This window comes from Agaribacterium haliotis, from assembly GCF_002312815.1.
Taxonomy (GTDB): domain Bacteria; phylum Pseudomonadota; class Gammaproteobacteria; order Pseudomonadales; family Cellvibrionaceae; genus Agaribacterium; species Agaribacterium haliotis.
This window is the reverse complement of record NZ_NKQJ01000001.1, coordinates 279,950-298,211: the sequence shown is the minus strand read 5'-3', so window position 1 is coordinate 298,211 and position 18,262 is coordinate 279,950. Positions and strand designations below refer to the sequence as shown.

Annotated in this window: 17 protein-coding genes and 1 tRNA gene; 11 read left to right on the top strand and 7 right to left on the bottom strand. The window is 50.9% G+C overall.

What is annotated here, in order from left to right:
- The first annotated feature begins 9 nt into the window (after window positions 1-9).
- Complete coding sequence (locus tag CFK45_RS01390; protein WP_096084605.1) at window positions 10-1,701, top strand: ATP-binding SpoIIE family protein phosphatase; 1,692 nt, start codon at window positions 10-12, stop codon at window positions 1,699-1,701.
- 17 nt (window positions 1,702-1,718) lie between these two features.
- Here the strand turns inward: CFK45_RS01390 and bioA are convergent, their stop codons facing one another.
- Together bioA and CFK45_RS01380 are read right to left on the bottom strand one after the other, a co-directional pair.
- Window positions 1,719-3,017, bottom strand: a complete 1,299-nt coding sequence (gene bioA, locus CFK45_RS01385) for an adenosylmethionine--8-amino-7-oxononanoate transaminase (RefSeq protein WP_096084604.1) — start codon at window positions 3,015-3,017, stop codon at window positions 1,719-1,721.
- A gap of 65 nt (window positions 3,018-3,082) precedes the next feature.
- Window positions 3,083-3,748, bottom strand: a complete 666-nt coding sequence (locus tag CFK45_RS01380; protein WP_143247445.1) for a hypothetical protein — start codon at window positions 3,746-3,748, stop codon at window positions 3,083-3,085.
- A 381-nt stretch (window positions 3,749-4,129) separates the two neighbouring features.
- Between CFK45_RS01380 and ttcA the strand changes: the two genes are divergently transcribed.
- Both ttcA and CFK45_RS01370 read left to right on the top strand, forming a co-directional pair.
- Window positions 4,130-5,026: a tRNA 2-thiocytidine(32) synthetase TtcA gene (gene ttcA, locus CFK45_RS01375; protein WP_096084602.1), complete on the top strand. Its 897-nt coding sequence runs from the start codon at window positions 4,130-4,132 to the stop codon at window positions 5,024-5,026.
- Window positions 5,027-5,132: 106 nt separating this feature from the next.
- Window positions 5,133-7,571 (top strand): putative bifunctional diguanylate cyclase/phosphodiesterase, encoded by a 2,439-nt coding sequence (locus CFK45_RS01370; protein ID WP_096084601.1) that lies wholly within the window; start codon window positions 5,133-5,135, stop codon window positions 7,569-7,571.
- On the opposite strand, the gene CFK45_RS01365 is transcribed toward CFK45_RS01370, so the two are convergent.
- From CFK45_RS01365 to flgA, 5 genes are all read right to left on the bottom strand, one after another.
- Window positions 7,568-8,278: a 16S rRNA (uracil(1498)-N(3))-methyltransferase gene (locus CFK45_RS01365; protein WP_096084600.1), complete on the bottom strand. Its 711-nt coding sequence runs from the start codon at window positions 8,276-8,278 to the stop codon at window positions 7,568-7,570. The two genes, CFK45_RS01370 and CFK45_RS01365, sit on opposite strands and share 4 nt — an antisense overlap.
- Before the next feature lie 28 nt (window positions 8,279-8,306).
- Window positions 8,307-8,382, bottom strand: a tRNA-Arg gene (locus CFK45_RS01360).
- A gap of 77 nt (window positions 8,383-8,459) precedes the next feature.
- A complete protein-coding gene (locus CFK45_RS01355; protein WP_096084599.1) occupies window positions 8,460-8,939 on the bottom strand; it encodes a flagella synthesis protein FlgN in 480 nt (159 codons plus the stop codon).
- A gap of 104 nt (window positions 8,940-9,043) precedes the next feature.
- The gene (gene flgM / locus CFK45_RS01350) at window positions 9,044-9,346 is read right to left on the bottom strand and encodes a flagellar biosynthesis anti-sigma factor FlgM (protein WP_096084598.1); all 303 of its coding nucleotides are present in this window, start codon (window positions 9,344-9,346) and stop codon (window positions 9,044-9,046) included.
- A gap of 106 nt (window positions 9,347-9,452) precedes the next feature.
- On the bottom strand, window positions 9,453-10,160 hold the full coding sequence (flgA, locus tag CFK45_RS01345; protein WP_096084597.1) for a flagellar basal body P-ring formation chaperone FlgA: 708 nt from the start codon (window positions 10,158-10,160) through the stop codon (window positions 9,453-9,455).
- A 162-nt stretch (window positions 10,161-10,322) separates the two neighbouring features.
- Between flgA and CFK45_RS01340 the strand changes: the two genes are divergently transcribed.
- From CFK45_RS01340 to flgG, 8 genes are all read left to right on the top strand, one after another.
- Window positions 10,323-11,258 (top strand): chemotaxis protein CheV, encoded by a 936-nt coding sequence (locus CFK45_RS01340; protein WP_096084596.1) that lies wholly within the window; start codon window positions 10,323-10,325, stop codon window positions 11,256-11,258.
- 20 nt (window positions 11,259-11,278) lie between these two features.
- On the top strand, window positions 11,279-12,106 hold the full coding sequence (locus CFK45_RS01335) for a CheR family methyltransferase (RefSeq protein ID WP_096084595.1): 828 nt from the start codon (window positions 11,279-11,281) through the stop codon (window positions 12,104-12,106).
- Between the two features lie 546 nt (window positions 12,107-12,652).
- Window positions 12,653-13,054: a flagellar basal body rod protein FlgB gene (gene flgB / locus CFK45_RS01325; protein WP_096084594.1), complete on the top strand. Its 402-nt coding sequence runs from the start codon at window positions 12,653-12,655 to the stop codon at window positions 13,052-13,054.
- A 1-nt stretch (window position 13,055) separates the two neighbouring features.
- Window positions 13,056-13,493 carry a flagellar basal body rod protein FlgC gene (flgC, locus tag CFK45_RS01320; protein WP_096084593.1) on the top strand — a complete coding sequence of 146 codons (438 nt, stop codon included), beginning with the start codon at window positions 13,056-13,058 and terminating at the stop codon, window positions 13,491-13,493.
- A 10-nt stretch (window positions 13,494-13,503) separates the two neighbouring features.
- Window positions 13,504-14,217 (top strand): flagellar hook assembly protein FlgD, encoded by a 714-nt coding sequence (locus CFK45_RS01315; protein ID WP_096084592.1) that lies wholly within the window; start codon window positions 13,504-13,506, stop codon window positions 14,215-14,217.
- Window positions 14,218-14,226: 9 nt separating this feature from the next.
- Complete coding sequence (locus CFK45_RS01310; RefSeq protein ID WP_096084591.1) at window positions 14,227-16,209, top strand: flagellar hook protein FlgE; 1,983 nt, start codon at window positions 14,227-14,229, stop codon at window positions 16,207-16,209.
- Between the two features lie 450 nt (window positions 16,210-16,659).
- Entirely contained in the window at window positions 16,660-17,406 is a 747-nt protein-coding gene (locus tag CFK45_RS01305) for a flagellar basal body rod protein FlgF (protein ID WP_096084590.1), read from the top strand.
- Window positions 17,407-17,472: 66 nt separating this feature from the next.
- Complete coding sequence (gene flgG, locus CFK45_RS01300; protein ID WP_096084589.1) at window positions 17,473-18,258, top strand: flagellar basal-body rod protein FlgG; 786 nt, start codon at window positions 17,473-17,475, stop codon at window positions 18,256-18,258.
- The last annotated feature ends 4 nt before the right edge of the window (window positions 18,259-18,262 follow it).

Here is an 18,262-nt window from a genome sequence, read left to right as displayed (position 1 = left end):
CAAACTTTCATGAAAATATTGGTCGTGGATGATCACGCCTACAATCGTGAGCTACTTGGTTTTATGCTCGAAGATCACGGCTGTGTGCCGGTTTATGCCGAAAACGGCATGCTTGCGCTGGAACAGGTTCTCAGTGATACCAGCATCGATTTGGTATTAATGGATGTGATGATGCCGGTCATGGATGGCCTTGAAGCGACAACGGCAATTAAAGAACAGTGCCAAGATCGTTTTTTACCGGTGCTCTTTGTCACTGCGCTCGATGATGAAAAAAATATTACCGCGTGCCTGAATGCCGGGGGAGATGATTTTGTTCCAAAGCCGGTTAATGAGAATATTTTAGTGGCAAAGGTCAAGGCGCACGAGCGTTCTAAGGCCTTATATGATCAGGTAAAGAACAGCAATGAGGAGCTCACCTACCACCGTAAATTAATGGATAGGGAGCATAGCATCGTTGAGCATATTTTTGAAAACGGTAGCAAGCGCCAGCAAACCAGCTGCGATAATCTCAGTGTTTATACCTCTCCGATGTCGATGTTTAATGGTGATTTAGTGCTTTCTGCGCCTTCACCGTCGGGGGGGCTCTATTTATTGCTGGGGGATTTTACCGGCCACGGTTTGGCCGCATCAATCGGTTCACTGCCCGTTGGAGAAGTGTTTTATCAGCAGGTGCAACACCAGGCCAGTGTCAGCAAGATTGCAACAGAAATAAATCATCGTTTGAAAATACTCCTGCCGCAGAATATGTTCTTTTGCGCAGCAATTGCTGAGCTCGACGCCACCGGTGAACAAATGACACTGTGGCTCGGCGGCATGAACGATATTCTGCAGTTAAAAGCAGACGGCCGGCTGTTGCATCTTGAGTCGCGCCACATGCCTCTTGGTATTTTAAGTGATGAGGAGTTTGATGATAGCCCGGATATTTATACGCTAGAGGCCCAAGACAAACTGTATATCTACACTGACGGTATTACCGAAGCCGTTGACAGTGAAGGCAATGAATTTGGCCAGCAGCGCCTGGAACAAATTGTTCGCTCCAGCGAGGAGCGCAGCTTGCAGACTATTGTGGATGCTGTAAATGCTTTTTCCGAAAGTGACGAGCAAAATGATGATGTCAGTATCGCCCTGCTGAACGCCGGGCCGCTTGTGCACAGAGACAAGCTCAGCAACGAGCCGGTAGATATCGGTGCGGATTATCACACGATTGATTCCATTCCCTGGTCATTGGATTTGAGCTTGTTTGACAAAGATTTACAGCGCACCAATATTGTCGACCAGCTAATGAGTTTTGTCAGTTCGATTAGTGGAATGGAAGCCCATCAGGATAAAATTTTTACCATCGTCAGTGAGCTTTACAACAACGCGCTCGAGCACGGTATTCTCGGCTTGGATTCTCAGCTTAAAGCCGACGCCGACGGCTTTGAAAAATACTATCAGCTGCGCCAGCAGCGCTTACAAGAACTCTCTGAGCAAAGAATTAATGTCTCGTTTAAGTTTGTGCGCGCCGATCCGAACCAGTTGCATATCACCATCAACGACAGTGGCAGGGGCTTTGACGTTGAAGCTGTGTGTCGGCGCATCAACGAAGGTGAACAGAGCCACGGGCGCGGTATGCTGTTATTAGAGCAGTTGTGTTCTCACCTGGAATATCGAGATGGCGGGCGCACCGCATTTGCGCGCTATGACTTGAGTTTACATTAGTATCAACAGACTCCGGCCTAGCTCGCGCAGTACACTTTCTCCAGGCTCAAATACAGTGCATTGCACAGCTTAGATAAATCGTCATCAGTGCTTATATATGGCGGCATGCAATACACAAGTTTGCCAAAGGGCCGCAGCCAGATACCGTGTTCAACAAATATCGGTTGTAGCCTTCGCAGATCCACGGTTTCTTTCATTTCTACAACACCGATTGCACCGAGCACACGCACGTCGGCAACCGCCTCGAGCGTTTTACACGGGGCGAGCCCTTTCTTTAACGCAAGCTCAATGCTTTGTACTTGTTGCTGCCAGTTGTTTTCGTGCAACAGCTCTATGCTGCGACCGGCAACAGCACAGGCGAGTGGGTTGGCCATAAACGTTGGGCCGTGCATAAAAACCGAAGCGGGGCCGTCTTGTATTTGCATCGCAATGTTACTAGAGCACAGCGTTGCCGCGAGGGTGATGTAACCGGCGGAGAGTGTTTTGCCCAAACACATAATATCCGGTGCTAGCGCTGCGTGCTCACAAGCAAACAGCTTACCTGTGCGGCCAAGGCCGGTGGCAATTTCATCAAAGATTAGTGGCAAGTCGTAGTTGTCGCACAGCTCGCGCAGTGTCGATAGGTAGTTGGCATGGTAAAAAAACATGCCGCCGGTACCCTGGACGATGGGCTCAACAATCACGCCCGCTAATTCGCGGTGGTGCTTGTGCAGCAGTTGTTTGAGCTCTGAGCTTTCACTGTCGTGCCAGATATCGTCAATGCGAAGGCGCGGCGCTTCGGCAAAGAGCTGCTGCTGAATTGCATCGCTAAATAAACTGTGCATGCCGGTGACCGGATCACAGACTGACATGGCCATAAACGTGTCGCCGTGGTAACCGCGTTTAAAGGTTAAAAAACGGCTGCGTTGCTGCCCCCGGCTCGCCCAATATTGAATGGCCATTTTCATTGCCACTTCGACGGCGACAGAACCGGAGTCGCTGAAAAATACATGCTCTAGTGGCGCCGGGCTGATGTCTACTAACTGCTTGGCGAGCTTGACCGCGGGTTCGTGAGTTAGGCCACCAAACATAACGTGAGCCATGCGTTGGCTCTGCTCGACTAAGGCTTTGTTTAACTCGGGGTGGTTATAGCCGTGCAGGGTACTCCACCAAGAGCTCATGCCATCGATCAATTCTCGGCCGTCTTTGAGTTTTAGGCGAACGCCTTGTGCGGAGTCGACGGCAAACATTGGCGCGTCGCTGTTCAGTGCGGCATAGGGGTGCCAGACGTGTTTGCGGTCAAGGTCGTATAACTGCTGTTCGCTGAGCGTTGACATAAGGCTCCACTGATTCGCGCTGCAAAAAGCGCGAAGTTTGCTGCAGTTTCAGCGGGCCTGCAAGTTTAAGCCGCAAGCGCTGGCGTACGCTTTTGAGTGGCGCTTTCTAACAGCGCGTGCAGCTGACACTTTTGCAGCGCTTGGCCTTCGCTAATGTAAAAGCGCAGGCGCCGGTGCATACCGGGGCGGCGGTGCAGGCTGCAATCGAGCAGCTCGCAATTGAGGCTCAGGCAGAAGTGCTCGTTAAAGTTCAGGGTCAGCGTGTGCCGGCTGGCTTTGAGTGGGGCGTGTTCAAGTTGAGTTAACCAAAAATCGACTGCCAAACCGCGGCTGGACAGATCGCGCAGGTGGCCGCGGATGGCGGGGGAAAAATCCTGCTCAAGTTGCACCTCAGGGCCCTGCCAGTTGGCAAAATTTAAGCGTTGTTCCCAGCGGCGATTGGCACTCCAGTGACACGAGATAAGCGTACAGGTATAGAGGCCGTGCTCGGCTTGTCGACGGCTTAGTTCGCAGATCAGATCCTGCTGTTCGCCTTTTAACCTAAGTTTGAAGTGCTCGTTTGCTCGTAAGTCATTGGCGGTACTCAGCAGCAGCTCGGTGCTGTGTTCCTGAATGTCGGCACCGAGAAGTAAAGCTGTGCACGAACAGCCGCGCTGGGCCTGCCACAGCTCAAGGTTGCGTCGTTCGTTGAGGGCTTGAAGTAGCAATTGTATTTGTGCAGCTTTCAACATAATCTCAGTTTTATCGTTAAGGTTTCGTGCTAGTTGGTGGCGGCCCGCGGCCAACGGGGCAGGCCCTTAACCTAGAGTTAGCAAAGCAAAGGCCAACTTAAGCTTTCACTGTTAGCGCGGGCACAGGCAGTGCTTGAGGGAAATTGAGCACAAGGCTGTGCCAAATAGCGGCAAACAATCGCCGTTTTGCCGATCGTCGGGGGTGCGCTTGTCGCTAAATGTTTACCGGCCTGGCGGTGGCTTGTTTTGTTATGCCTGTCTTTGTTGCACCTGTCTTTGCTACAATAGCGGCCTTTTGCGCACTTATTTACGCGCCGTAAAACTATGCGTTTATGTGCATAGGCGTGTTGCTAAAGTCGTCCGTCTTAAGTTGTCTAAGTTATGTCCAAGCAGTCAAATGCCAAAAGCCGCCTAGAGTTCAACAAACTACAAAAGCGCCTGCGCCGCAACGCGGGCAAAGCCATACTTGATTACAACATGATCGAGGCCGGTGACAAGGTGATGGTTTGCCTATCGGGGGGCAAAGACAGCTACGCCATGCTCGATATTTTGATGAGCCTGCAAAAGTCTGCACCGGTAGATTTTGAGTTGGTGGCTGTCAATATGGATCAGAAGCAGCCCGGCTTTCCCGAACATGTGTTACCGGAGTATCTCGATAAGCTCGGCATCGAGTACCACATTATTGAGAAAGACACATACAGTGTGGTGAAGTCGGTTGTGCCTGAAGGTAAGACCACCTGTGGCCTGTGTTCACGCCTGCGCCGAGGCACCCTTTACGGTTTTGCCGAAGATATCGGTGCGACAAAAATCGCCCTCGGTCATCACCGCGATGACATTGTTGAAACGCTGTTTCTAAATTTATTTCACGCCGGCCGTTTGAAGGCGATGCCGCCAAAGCTTTTAGCCGATGACAAACGCAATGTGCTTATTCGGCCGTTGGCCTATTGCAAAGAGGTGGATTTGGCGGAGTTTGCCGACTACAAGCAGTTTCCGATTATTCCCTGCAATCTCTGCGGCTCACAAGAAAACTTGCAGCGCCAAAATATTAAGCACATGCTGGCGTCGTGGGAAAAACAACACCCAGGGCGCATCGATACCATATTTGCGGCGCTTCAACGTGTTTCGCCATCACAGCTGGCAGATCTTGATTTGTTTGATTTTGTTCATTTACAGCTCGACCGAAGCGACGACAGGCCGCCGTCGGCCTACGAGAAAAAGCAACATACACAAATGGAAGCCGTGCAACACCATGATGCGATCCCGAGTGTTAACCTGTGAGAAGCGGCAGATTCGCTCTCAGTTGATTCCCAACATATACTTGGCTGACGGGTACTCCTTGTCGTTTCATTGGGGTCGTAAGATAAGAACAATAGGGTAGGGCTAGGTGCAGGGCTACTTTGAGGGCATTTCATTCAGGCTTGCGAAGGTTGGAGTTATACTCGCCTTGATGATTGGTATCGTTATGAGCGCGGTACAAATCTATATCGATTATCAAAGTCAGCTCATTCAAACCGATGCGATGATCAATCGCATTATCAAAGTTGCGACGCCTCCGGCGGAGCGCGCCGTCTATACCCTCGACAGCGAACTGGCCGAAGAAGTTGTCACCGGCCTGATGCAGTATGAGTTTATTGTCGAGGTGGCGCTTAAAGATGAGCTCGGTGGCCTGGTGGCGAGCCAGGAGCGCGCGGCGAGGGAGTCCCGCACCCGCTGGTTAACATCGCTAATAAGCAAAGAATTTGTCAATTTTGAGGCGCCGCTGTCCGTCAGTCGCCACGATAGCAGCAGTGGTTATATCAGCTTTGTTGTGGATATGGACGCAGCGTTTTCCCGCTTTTATCAACTCTCGGCTGTTGTTATTGGCATAGGCCTGGTGCGCAGCTCAGTGCTGGTGCTTGCTTTATTTATTGTGTTTTACCACATGTTAACCAAGCCGCTGATCCGTATTGCCACGGAAGTAAAGGAGATTAACCCCGGCAGTCCGGGCGAGCAGCGGGTGAGTTTGCCCAAATCAGGGCGCAACGACGAATTAAAACAGCTGGTGCTTAGCACCAATACCTTGCTAGAGGCGGTGGATCTGGCTCTGGCAAAACGTCGCTCAGTTGAGGTGGTGTTGCGCAAGAGTGAAGAGCACGTGCGCCAGATCATCGACAGCCTGCCTGTCTGGGTCGGTGCCCGCAATCGAGACGGCCACTATATTTTCGCCAACAAAGCCTTGGCGAATTTTCTAAGCACCACCGCTGAGGCGATGCGCGGCGCCCACGTCAGCGACTTTAAGCGCCACTTTGCCACGGATACCGATGAGGTTGTGCGCCTTGATGCCGAGGTGATCGATTCGGGCGTGAATGCCCAGATCTGGGAGGAGAAGTGGTTTGACGCCTCCGGCGAAGAGCGGCATATGCACACTCACATTATGCCGATGGACTTCTATGACGAGACGGTGGCGCTGGTAGTGAGCTCGGATATTACCGAGCTAAAAGTGACGCAGGAACTGATGGAGCACATGGCCTATCACGACGCCCTAACAGATCTGCCAAATCGCAGTTACTTGGTTGAGCGCCTTGAAGAGGAAGTGAAAAAGGCATCGCGGCGCGGAGTGTTTGGAGCGCTGCTGTTTATCGATTTAGATCAGTTTAAAAACATCAACGATTCACTGGGCCACCCGGTTGGCGACGCTGTGCTTAAGCACGTTGCCGCGCAGCTCGAAGACAGTATCAGCGACGATGACATTGTTGTGCGCCTCGGTGGCGATGAGTTTGTGGTGGTGTTAACTGAATTGTCGGCAGATATGAACACAGCGGTGCTCAGGGCTGAAAATATCGCCGAGCGCCTGCGCGGCAGCGTTGCCGTGCCGTATTATTACAATGAGCTTGAGCTCCATGTCACGGCGAGTGTCGGCATCGTAATGTTCCCCGAAGACGATGTCAGTGTGCACGAGCTGCTGCGTTATGCCGATACGGCGATGTACCAGGTCAAAGCCCAGGGCCGCAACGACGTAGAGTTTTTCAATAAGCGCATGGCTGAGAACGCGCGCGATGTTCTGGTGATGGAGGGCGAATTGCACAAGGCCCTCGATGAGCAGAGCTTTGAGCTGTACTACCAGCCGCGCGTCGATATGCGCAGCGATCGCATTGTCGGCGCTGAAGCGTTGCTGCGTTGGAATCACCCAGAGCGGGGCATGGTAAGCCCTGCTGAATTTATCCCCGTGCTGGAAACATCCGGGCTTATTGTAAAAGTCGGTATGTGGGTACTTGAACAGGGCATGCAACAAGTTCTCGAATGGCAGCGCAAGGGCCTGTGGACGGCAGATATGCGCCTAGGTATTAATATCAGCCCGCGACAGTTTCGCAGTGTCAGCTTTGTGGATGACGTCGCCCAGCTGTTAAAACGGCTTGATTTTCCCGCGCGTATGCTGGAGATGGAAATCACCGAAGGCATTGTTATTCACAACCTCGATGTCACCATAGATACCATGGCCACCTTAAGAGAGTTGGGAGTTGTGTTTTCTCTTGATGATTTTGGTACCGGCTATTCGTCGATCAGCTATCTGAAAAAACTACCGGTAGCGATATTAAAAATTGATCAGAGTTTTGTGCGGGATATTTGTGTTGACCGCAATGACAGGGTTCTGGTTGAAACAATATCTGCAATGGGGCAAATGCTCGACTTAGAAGTGGTTGCCGAAGGGGTGGAAACTCAGGATCAGCTCGATCTTATTCGCCAATATCACTGCCGTTACTACCAGGGTTATTTGTGCAGTCGCCCGGTGACGGCCGAGAAGTTTGTGGGCTTGCTAGAGCACCGAGACGTCGATTGGATCTAGAGGCAGCGTGCCAGCAGTGTTGTCACTGCGGTTTCAACTTTGAGTATGCGCGGTCCAAGTTGTCTCGCTGTAAAACCGGCTTTTAAAAACAGCGCAATTTCAAAGTCGTTAAAGCCGCCTTCGGGGCCAATGGCAATGACTTTTTCAGCTTCGCAATGCTCGAACGCAAACATGGGGTAGGGGCCGGGGTGAGCGACCAGAGCCTGTTTATTGCGGCAGAGCTCGGGGCAGAGATCTTCGGCAAATTCGCGAAAACGGCGGTGCTTGCTGACCTTTGGTAGCTGGCTGGCTTTGGCTTGTTCGAGACCGAGTATTAGCTGCTCGTAGATCGCATCATCACTTGCACTCGGGCTTTGCCAGAAGCTTTTTTCAACCCGCCGGCTTTGAATTAAATGCAGCTCTTTTACGCCAAAACAGGCCACGGTTTGCAAAATACGCTTGAGCATCTGTGGGCGGGGCAGAGCCAGAACCAGGCTTACCGGCAGCTGTTTGGGCGGGTTTTGCTTAAGTTCAATATGCTCGAGGGCCAAACCGTGTTCGTCGCCGACAAGCTGCGCGGTGCCCATTAAACCGTTGAGTTTGGCAACTTGTAATGATTCACCTATTTGGGATTTCAGCACCTGTTTTATGTGTTGTTGTTGGCGCGCGTTTAATACGCAGCGCGTATCGTTTATAAACTGGTGCTGTTCAAGAATAAGCGTGTTCATGGCGGCGATAATAAGGCGGGGTGACTGATGGCGTCCCCACCAGGGCTCGAACCTGGAGCACGGGCTTAGGAGGCCCGGGATTTATCCTGTTAATCGATGGGGACGGCGGGCGCTACCTTGCCACAAGCATATATAAAATTCAATTTGCGAATTGTCGCGGCGGGCCTGCTTTGAACAGAGCCTAGGCCTGGCCAATATTGTTGCTGTGAGCCTGAGCGGAGGAGTAGCCCGAAGCGTTGTATAAATTGGGCGCGGCGGTCTTTCCGCGCATCAAATCGAGCAGGCGACTGACGGTTTTTTGGTGGCGAGATAATAATTTGCCGTTGATCTCATTTTGTTTTTGCACCTTGGCAAACAGTGATTTGAGTTCGTGCCACTGCTTGGAAATTGTTTCGCCGCCGAGTTGTTCAACGATCTTGTTCCACGCTTGTTCGTCGCTGCTATTGCCCATTTGTTGAGCCCAGTGCTGGCGTATTTTTGAACTTTGCTCGAGTTGTTCAAGTAGCGGTACTTTTTTCTCAAGTAGCTGATCGACTTGGTCGGCATCTCGGTCGCTCAGTGCCTGTTGCTCTTGCTCCAACAAAAGCAGCAGCTGTTCGCTGACGAGTTTGTCGCTACTGAGCTGTTTTTGAAAGGTTTGGCTATCAAATGGAAAGGGCATAGCAGCTTCCGTCAATTTTTTGATTCTATCTGCCGATAAAAAACCTTATCGGGGGGCTAGGGTAAAAGCTGCGAAATTCGTGCCGGAAGCGTTCTGTGTTGAGTTTAAACGCCGTCGTTTAGCAGTCGCGCGGCAATGGCATCGGCATCAATTTTATACTGGCCGCTTTGCAGCGCATCGCGAATTTCGGCTACACGCGAGGCGTTGATTTCTGGCACCTCAGCGACGGCGAGCTCTAACTTGCTCATCGACTGCCCGGTGCTGCTTAAACTGACGCTGTCGCTACTTGCGGTTTCGCCCGTTGCTTCGGCGGGTTTTGCCTCGGTTTTGTTGTCGGCGCGTTGCACACTCTGTTGGTTACGCGCTCCGCTGGTTCTGTTGTTGATGCTGTTGGGATCAATAACCATTGCTGTTCTCAGTGTCGGTACTACCGACTCCAATGCTATCTTAAACCGACCTTTAGGTCCTCTTAAGCTCGGTATCGGCCGGGCTTGACAATACTTTAACTAATTTTTATCTCGCCGCGACTTGCGCTTCGCCGGGGGCAACGATGCGAGCGTCGACAACTCTCTGTGAGCTTAAGTTGCGCACGCGTATCTGTTGGCCAAGGCTGGCATCTGACATGGCTTCTCCTTCTGAGCTGACGGTCAAGGCGCCCGAGCGCGCGAGTAGGCGAACGATTTCGCCGCGATAGACAAGCTTGACCGGTTGCAGGTCGCGCTCACTTAGTACCTGGCCTTCACCTATGCTGCGCTTGAGTTCAAACTGATCAAGTTTAGTGCCCGTTGTGATATAAAACTTGCTGATGCTTGAGCTCCGCCGGCGTTCGTAGCTGACATCGTCGAGGCTGAGGCGATCACCGCGCTTAAGTGGGCGATTGGCAACGGCCACTTCGGTGTAGTAGTCGACGTTAACCGGTACGTAAATGCTCCAGCGTTTACCGCTGGGGCAATAGACCTTGGCGCTGAGCTTGTGCTGGTTGTAACGGGTGATCTGCAGCTGTATATCCGGTTGTTGATCACACTCGGAAAGCTTGAGGCGCTGATCGAGCTGGCTTACTCGAATTAAAACATCGTTGTTGAGTTCATCCTGGCTGAAACGTTCACTCAATTTTAGCCTGACCTCATCGTGAACGGCCTGGCGCAGTTGGTCTAATTCACCTGCGTTGATAGAAAGCGCGCTGGTGCTAAGTAGAAGGAATAAAAAAAAGCGTAGTCTCATGGATCTTGACCTATTCTGTAGGTATCCGGCTGGCAAACTTTGCCTAAGTATGTGCCAAATATTTGGCTTTTCCAGTTCTTGGAATATTCTTTAAGCGAAACAGCAAGGCGCGTGCCGGCTTGTCCGGAACTTAAAAACTGATCAAGAATTAAGTGGTGACAGATGGCAAGTGTTCTCGATAGTGTGAACCAGCGTACTCAGTTGGTTGGCCAGAACCGTCTCGAGTTGTTGTTGTTTAATCTCGGAGAGCATCAGCTCTACGGTATTAATGTTTTCAAAGTTAAAGAAGTACTGCAGTGCCCTCAGCTCAGCGAAATTCCAAAACGCAACCCTGTTGTTCGCGGTGTGGCGCACATACGTGGCGGCACCATCCCTATTATGGATCTACGCCATGCGACCGGTGGCAGACCACTAAATGACTTAAATAATTGTTTTGTGATTATCACTGAATACAATCGCAGCACTCAGGGTTTTCTTGTCAGGGGCGTAGAGCGCATTATCAATATGAATTGGGGCGATATTCACCCGCCACCAAAAGGCTCAGGCAAAGAAAACTACTTAACAGCCGTGACCGAAGTTGAAGGAAAACTGGTCGAGATCATCGATGTTGAGAAAATTCTTGCCGAGGTCAGCCCCGTTGACGAAGAGGTCAGTGCAGAGATTATCGAAAGTACGGTGGATGACGCTACGGTTCAGAAACACGTACTCATTGTTGATGATTCGGCAATTGCACGTAAGCAAGTGCAAAAAGTGGTTGAATCACTCGGTTGTAAGACCACTACGTTAAAAAATGGTGCCGAAGCGGTCGATTTCCTTAAGCACTTGGTTGCCGAAGGCAAAGACCCCTATCACGAGTTATTGCTTATTATTTCTGATATTGAAATGCCAGAGATGGATGGTTATACCTTCACTGCCGAAGTTCGGGGCGACCCCGCTTTAGATAAAATGCACATTATTTTGCACACTTCTCTTAGCGGTGTGTTTAATGAGGCCATGGTGAAGAAAGTAGGCGCGGATGATTTTCTCGCGAAGTTTCACCCCGATGAATTAGCCAAGCGTGTCAATGAGCGTATCGATGTTTTGACCTCAAATTCGTAGGCAATGATGGAAACGCTGCTGTGAGCCTTAACCCGGAAGAATTCACTGAGTTTCGACGCTTCTTGAAAAGCGCTGCGGGCATAGATCTCGGTGATAATAAACAGTACTTAGTGACAACACGAATACGCCGCGTGCTGCTAGAGTTTGGCTTGGAAAGTATTGGCGAGCTGACAAAAAGAATTCAGCGCGCGACCGAAAGGGAGTTGCGCCAGCGTGTTATCGATGCGATGACAACCAATGAAACCTTCTGGTTTCGAGATATTTATCCGTTTGACTACTTAAAATCGACACTGTTTCCTGAGATCAAAAAAAATAATGCGCTTGCCACCACGCGTATCTGGAGTGCTGCGTGTTCTTCTGGGCAAGAGCCGTATTCAATTAGTATTACTGCCGATGAGTTTGTGCGCTCTGCGCGGGGTGTCAGCGCCTTTAACTTAGAGCTGGTTGCCACGGATTTAAGCAGTGAGATTCTCGCTCAGGCGCAAAAAGGTGTATACGATAAGCTCTCTATCAGCAGGGGGATGTCTGATAAACGCCTCAGAGAATATTTTGATGCAACAGCTGATAACCGGTGGGCTATTAAGTCTGCGATCAAGCAGCGCGTTCGTTTTCGATCGTTGAACCTCCAGGACAGTTATCTGACGCTCGGAAAGTTTGATATCGTTTTTTGTCGCAATGTACTTATTTATTTTTCCTACGACTTGAAGGCCGACATTCTTAAGCGTATACACGGCGTGCTCAAGCCAGGTGGCTATTTGTTTCTGGGCAGTTCAGAGAGCCTCGGTGGCGCCTCGACGCTGTTTGAGATGGTGCACTGCAACCCCGGCGTGGTGTATCGGGCCAAGTAGCAACGAGCCTTTTTAACTTTTAACTCCAGCTCTTCCTTTATTTCGTTATTTTCTTTTTCTTTTTCTTCTTCTTTTTCGCTTTTTTGTTTGTGTAGGCTGCTAGGGCCTGTTAAGACTAATTAAATACGCTCTGCTGGAGCCTGAGTATTCGACCAGAAAGGCACTTTGAGCGCAGTTTAGCAAGCTAAATAAGCGATAAGTAACGCATCGGGGCGGATATTCAGGCCCAGCCCTTCGGGTTGTGCCCCTCATCCCGCTCTCTGTGTTGTTTGTCGCTTATTTGGAGAAACCAAACTGCGCTCCAAAACGCCTTGATAGCAGAATGAGGGGCGCAACAGAGTGCATTTAATTAGTCTTAACAGGCCCTAGTAAGTCGGGCGGCATCGCTTTGCCGCTTGCGGCGCTACGCCGGGCTGTGTTGTTGTTTGCTGTACATAAAAACATAATAAAAACAGTGTCTTATCGATTTTATTTGCCTGTGGCATGGCCATTGCATTTTAGCTTTCTAGTAAGCACTAATTCAGTTCAGCGGCAAGGTCAGGTCTTATGGCAATTAATTTTGAATCGGCACTGGGGGTGAAGGAGCACGCGATGCGTCTTCGAGCCCATCGCGCAAATATGCTGTCATCGAATCTCGCAAACGTTGACACACCGAATTACAAAGCGCGGGACATGGATTTTAAAGCCGAGCTACAGGCGCTAAGTGGCGGCGCACTTAAGAAAGATCTGCGCACTAATCACAGCATGCACATGGGCTTAAACCAGCTCGATGGCGCCGGTTTTGAAAAGCTTTATCGTGTTCCCCAGCAGCAGAGCATCGATGGCAATACAGTAGAAGAACATGTTGAACACGCCGAGTTTATGCGCAATTCACTGGAGTTTCAGGTCGGCTTTACCTTGTTAAACAGTTCATTTAAAGGCCTGAGTAAGGCCTTGCGCGGAGAATAATATGAGCCTCACAAGTATTTTTGATGTTGCCGGCTCCGGTATGAATGCCCAGAGTGTGCGCCTGAATACGACGGCGTCAAACATTGCCAATGCCGAGAGCGCCAGTTCAAGCACCGGTGAGGTCTATCGCGGTCGTCATCCGGTATTTCAGGCGCGCATGCTCGAGCAGATGCAAGGCGGCATGAGTTTGCCGCAGGGGCAAAGTGCAGGTGTCGGTGTTGATGTCACCGATGTGATTGAGAGTGATGCACCGCTGCAGCAGCGTTACGAGCCCGATCACCCGCTGGCCGACGACGAAGGTTATGTGTATTACCCGAATGTTAATGTGGTTGAAGAAATGACCAATATGATCAGCGCTTCTCGTTCATTTCAAGTGAATGTTGAGGTGATGAACTCCGCTAAACAGATGTTGCAGCGAGTATTGACCCTGGGTCAATAAGGAGAGGCGAATGAACGAAATCAGCAGTGCTGACAGTGTCTTTGCCGAGCTTGCCATCAGTCGCAAGCAGAACGACAAAGACGCCAGCCAAGAACTTGGTCAGAGTGCGTTCCTCGAACTGATGATCACGCAAATGGAAAATCAGAGCCCGCTCGACCCGCAAGACAACACCCAGTTTATTGCTCAGTTGGCGCAGTTTAGCTCGGTAGAAAGTCTCGACAAGCTCAATAAAAACTTCGACAGCTTTAGCGATAATTTTATTGCCAATCAAGCCTTGCAGGCGTCTTCACTGGTTGGCCGCTCGGTGACCGTACCCGCTGAACAAACAGCTCTTGAAGCCGGGGGCATCGTTAACTTAAGCAGTGAACTGCCGGCAAGTACCAGCGATTTGAGCCTGAATATCTACAACGAAAGCGGCTCGTTGGTTGAGCAAATAGACCTGGGGGCGCAGCGCCAAGGTTCCGTTTTGTTGCGCTGGGACGGCATGAATGCCGAGCTCAACGGCCAACTGCTCGACTGGAAGAGCAGTCACGACGAGGGGCTGCCCCCTGCAAATTACCGTTTTGAATTAAGTGCAAGAATTGATGGCGAAGAGCGCGCGCTCGATACCGCGCTCAGCGCCAATGTTAACAGTGTCACCGTTGCCGCAGATGGCACGCTGGCTTTAAATTTGGCCGGAATAGGCACCGTTAGCCTCGCCGACGTCAAACAGTTTAATGAGTAGGAGCGTAGTATGCCTTTTGATACAGCATTAAGCGGAATTCGGGCCGCGTCGGCCGACCTGGAGATAACCGGCAACAATATTGCCAACGCATCAACCACGGGTTTTAAATCGTCGCGAGCCGAATTTGGCGACGTGTACGCAACCTCGGTGCTTGGGGCGGGCAGTAACGCGATCGGTGCCGGGGTAAAAATTGAAGATGTCAGTCAGCAGTTTTCCCAGGGTAATATTAGCTTTACAGAAAATGCGCTTGATCTTGCGGTCAACGGCAAAGGTTTTTTTATTTTAAGTGAAGAGGGCGGTTTAACTTATACCCGCTCCGGCGCTTTTGGCGTTGACCCGGAAGGTTATGTTGTCTCCAATGGCGGCGCGCGACTACAGGGTTACGGTACGGATACGGCTGGTAATATTGTTCCTCAGATAGGGGATTTACAGATTGATCAGAATATTATTGACCCGCGCCAAACAACGGCGGTAGATCAGCAGTTAAATTTTGATGCAACCGCCGAAGTACTGCCGAGTCGCGGTCAGCAATTTATGTCGAACGGCCCGGTTATTGGTGTTGCCCAAGCGGGCGCCACTAATGGGTATCCGGCGCAGAGTATTGATATCACTAACCCGGATGGTGCGGTGTTAACCTACACTTCCGCTGACGATGCATCGGCGGCGGTTATCGCCGGTGAAATGAACGCAGTGTTAGGTTTAACCGCGACGGCATCGACCGATGCGACTTTGTCAAATTTTAACAACCTTACCAGTCCGTTAACGGTCACCGTAAATAACGTTCCGTTAAATGTAAATTCTTTAACTGAACTGGAAACGGCGGTGAACGCGCTGACTAATTCTACCTTGCCGGGGGTAACGGCAAGTTTGGATCCTGTGTCCGGTGATCTGTCGATCAATTCGAGTGTCGGCTCAGACTTGGTTATTAATATTGCCGGCGATGCCGGGGCAACCCTCAACGTCGCGGGGCCAGCAGGAGCGGCTCAGGCGCTTGTGGTCGGCGGCGCGACCGACACCGCTAACGTTGGCGGCACACTCGATATTATTGTTGAAGACGGTTATATCGTCAGCAACGAAGTGCCCAGCGGCACGGGAATTTTTCAGGCCCTGGGGGATATGACCGACCCGGCCAACCCCGAATTTGTTGCAGTTGAAGTCAACTCGTTTAACCCCGACGATCCGGCGACGTATAACTCGGCAACCTCAACAACTATTTACGATAGTCTCGGTGTGCCGCATGTGATGACGCAGTATTTTGTCAAACAACCATTTAACCCCACCGATCCCACCGCGCCGCCGAACCACTGGGAAATGCACGTGTTGATCGACGGGCGAGATGTCGGCAACCCCGATCCAACGGCGACGGACCCAACCGCCCCGACAAGGGCGAGTTTTGATATCTATTTTAATCCCAACGGCTCGCTCGACGATCAGCGCACGAGTGATTTTTTAATTACTAACTGGACGGTCTACGGCGATGACGGTTTACCCAATGGCGCTTTGCCGCCCAACTTGAGTGGTACTGTACCGATTCCGGAGCCGCCAATCAGTTCTAACTTTTTGATCAGTGTTGATGGCAGCACCCAATTTGGAACGCCGTTTGCGGTCAATACGGTTTATCAAAACGGTTTTACCTCCGGCCAATTAAGCGGCTTAACGGTTGATGGCGGCGGTATTGTTTTTGCTCGTTTTACCAATGGTGAGTCACTGGCGCTGGGACAGGTGCTGCTGGCCGACTTTGCCAATCAACAGGGGCTGCAGCCCATAGGCGATACATCCTGGGCGCAGACCTTTGAATCGGGTGATCCGGTTATTAATGAACCCGGCACATCGTCGCTCGGCGCCGTTCAGAGCGGTGCGCTGGAAGACTCCAACGTTGACTTAAGTGAGCAGCTGGTAAATCTAATTATCGCCCAGCGCAACTTCCAGGCCAGTGCGAAAACCATCGAAACGGCTGATCAGACAACACAAACAATTATTAACTTGCGCTAATCATAGGGCCTGTTAACACTAATTAAATACGCTCTGCTGGAGCCTGAGTATTCGACCAGAAAGGCACTTTGAGCGCAGTTTAGCAAGCTAAATAAGCGAAAAGTAACGCATCGGGGCGGATATTCAGGCCCAGCCCTTCGGGTTGTGCCCCTCATCCCGCTCTCTGTGTTGTTTGTCGCTTATTTGGAACAACCAAACTGCGCTCCAAACGCCTTGATAGCGGAATGAGGGGCGCAACAGGGTGCATTTAATTAGTGTTAACAGGCCCTAAGGTCTGTATTCTTGTTTTAAGTCTCTGCGCTGCCTGGACGCCTATGTATCCGGGCAGCGCTTTTTCTCCATCTGGCTTTGCGTTTTCTGTTGTTCGCAGATGTTTTTGATTTTGTAATTTATCTGGCACTGCTTTTGCAAATTTCCTAGTGACGTAGGCAAAGTGACAGAAAACTAGCGATGGATAAAGCTCTCTATATTGCGATGACCGGCGCCAAACACAATATGTTGGCGCAAACAGCCAGCGCAAATAATCTCGCCAACTTAAATACCACAGCGTTTAAATCTGAATTTAATCAGGCCAGGGCTCTCGGTGTGTATTACGGCGATGGCCATGCCTCCAGAGCCTATGCCATCACTGAAAACCAGGGCACGAACTTTCAGCATGGGGCAATGATACAGACCGGGCGCGAGCTTGATATCGCCGTCGATGGTGACGGTTTTATTGGTGTGCAAACCCCGGATGGCGGCGAAGCGCTGACGCGTGCAGGCTCACTTCACGTTGACGCATTTGGTGTGTTACTGAACGGCAGCAACTTGCCGGTGCTCGGCAATGGCGGACCGATCGCGGTACCGCCATTTGAAAAAATTGATATCGGCATCGACGGAGCCGTGACCATTGTACCTGTTGGTGCCAACGCCGATGAAACCGTCTTGGTCGATCGCATCTTTTTAGCGAAGCCGCAAACCGATGCCATACGCAAATCGGAAGACGGTTTGTTTCGTTTAAAAAATCCGGAAGCGGAGTTGGAGGCGGATGCAACCGTGCGTGTCGTATCTGGCTTTCTTGAGGGCAGTAATGTTAACGCCGTTGATGAATTGGTGTCGGTGCTAAATCTTAGCCGTCAATATGAAATGCAAGTTAAGTTAATGCAAACCGTAAAACAAAATTCTGAGGCATCGGCAAGAATGCTGCAGATTTCATAATTAATCGCTTGCCAACAGAACAAAAAGTAAAACTGCTGCGCGCTAGCGTCAGCTGGGAGAAGTTTAATGCACTCTGCGCTCTATGTAAGTAAAACAGGCCTGGCCGCTCAGGATATGCAGCTGACGACCATCGCCAATAACCTGGCTAACGCTTCAACCGTTGGTTACAAGCGCGATCGTGTAGTGTTTGAAGATCTGCTCTACCAAATTCGGCGCCAACCCGGAGCTCAGGCCACGGAAGAAGCGCAAATCCCATCGGGTTTGCAGCTTGGTACGGGTGTGCGCGTCGCCGGAACACAAAAGCAGTTTAGTTATGGCAGTTTGCAAATTACCGATCAGCCTTTGGATTGGGCGGTCGATGGCCGCGGTTTTTTTCAAATTCAACAAAGTGACGGCACCATTGCTTACACGCGCTCTGGCCAGTTTCATTTAAATGGTGATGGCGAAATTGTTACGGCCAATGGTCTGTTGCTCGATCCGAATATTACCGTGCCCCAGGATGCAGACAGGCTTACGGTCGGAACCGATGGCATTGTTTCAGCGTTTGTACCCGGAACCCCGGACCCGCAAGTGCTTGGAAATATTCAGACCGTCGACTTTGTTAATCCGGCGGGCCTGCAAGCTATCGGCAGTAATTTATTTGTCGAAACGGCCGCCAGCGGCGACCCGATTACCGGTACCCCGGGAGAGGATGGCCTCGGACAGATCAAGCAGGGCATGCTGGAAAACTCGAATGTCGATATTGTTGAGGAGATGGTAAATATGATTACCACTCAACGCGCTTATGAAATGAATTCAAAAGTTGTCAGCACTGCAGATCAAATGCTGCAGTTTGTCACGCAGAACTTGTGAGTGA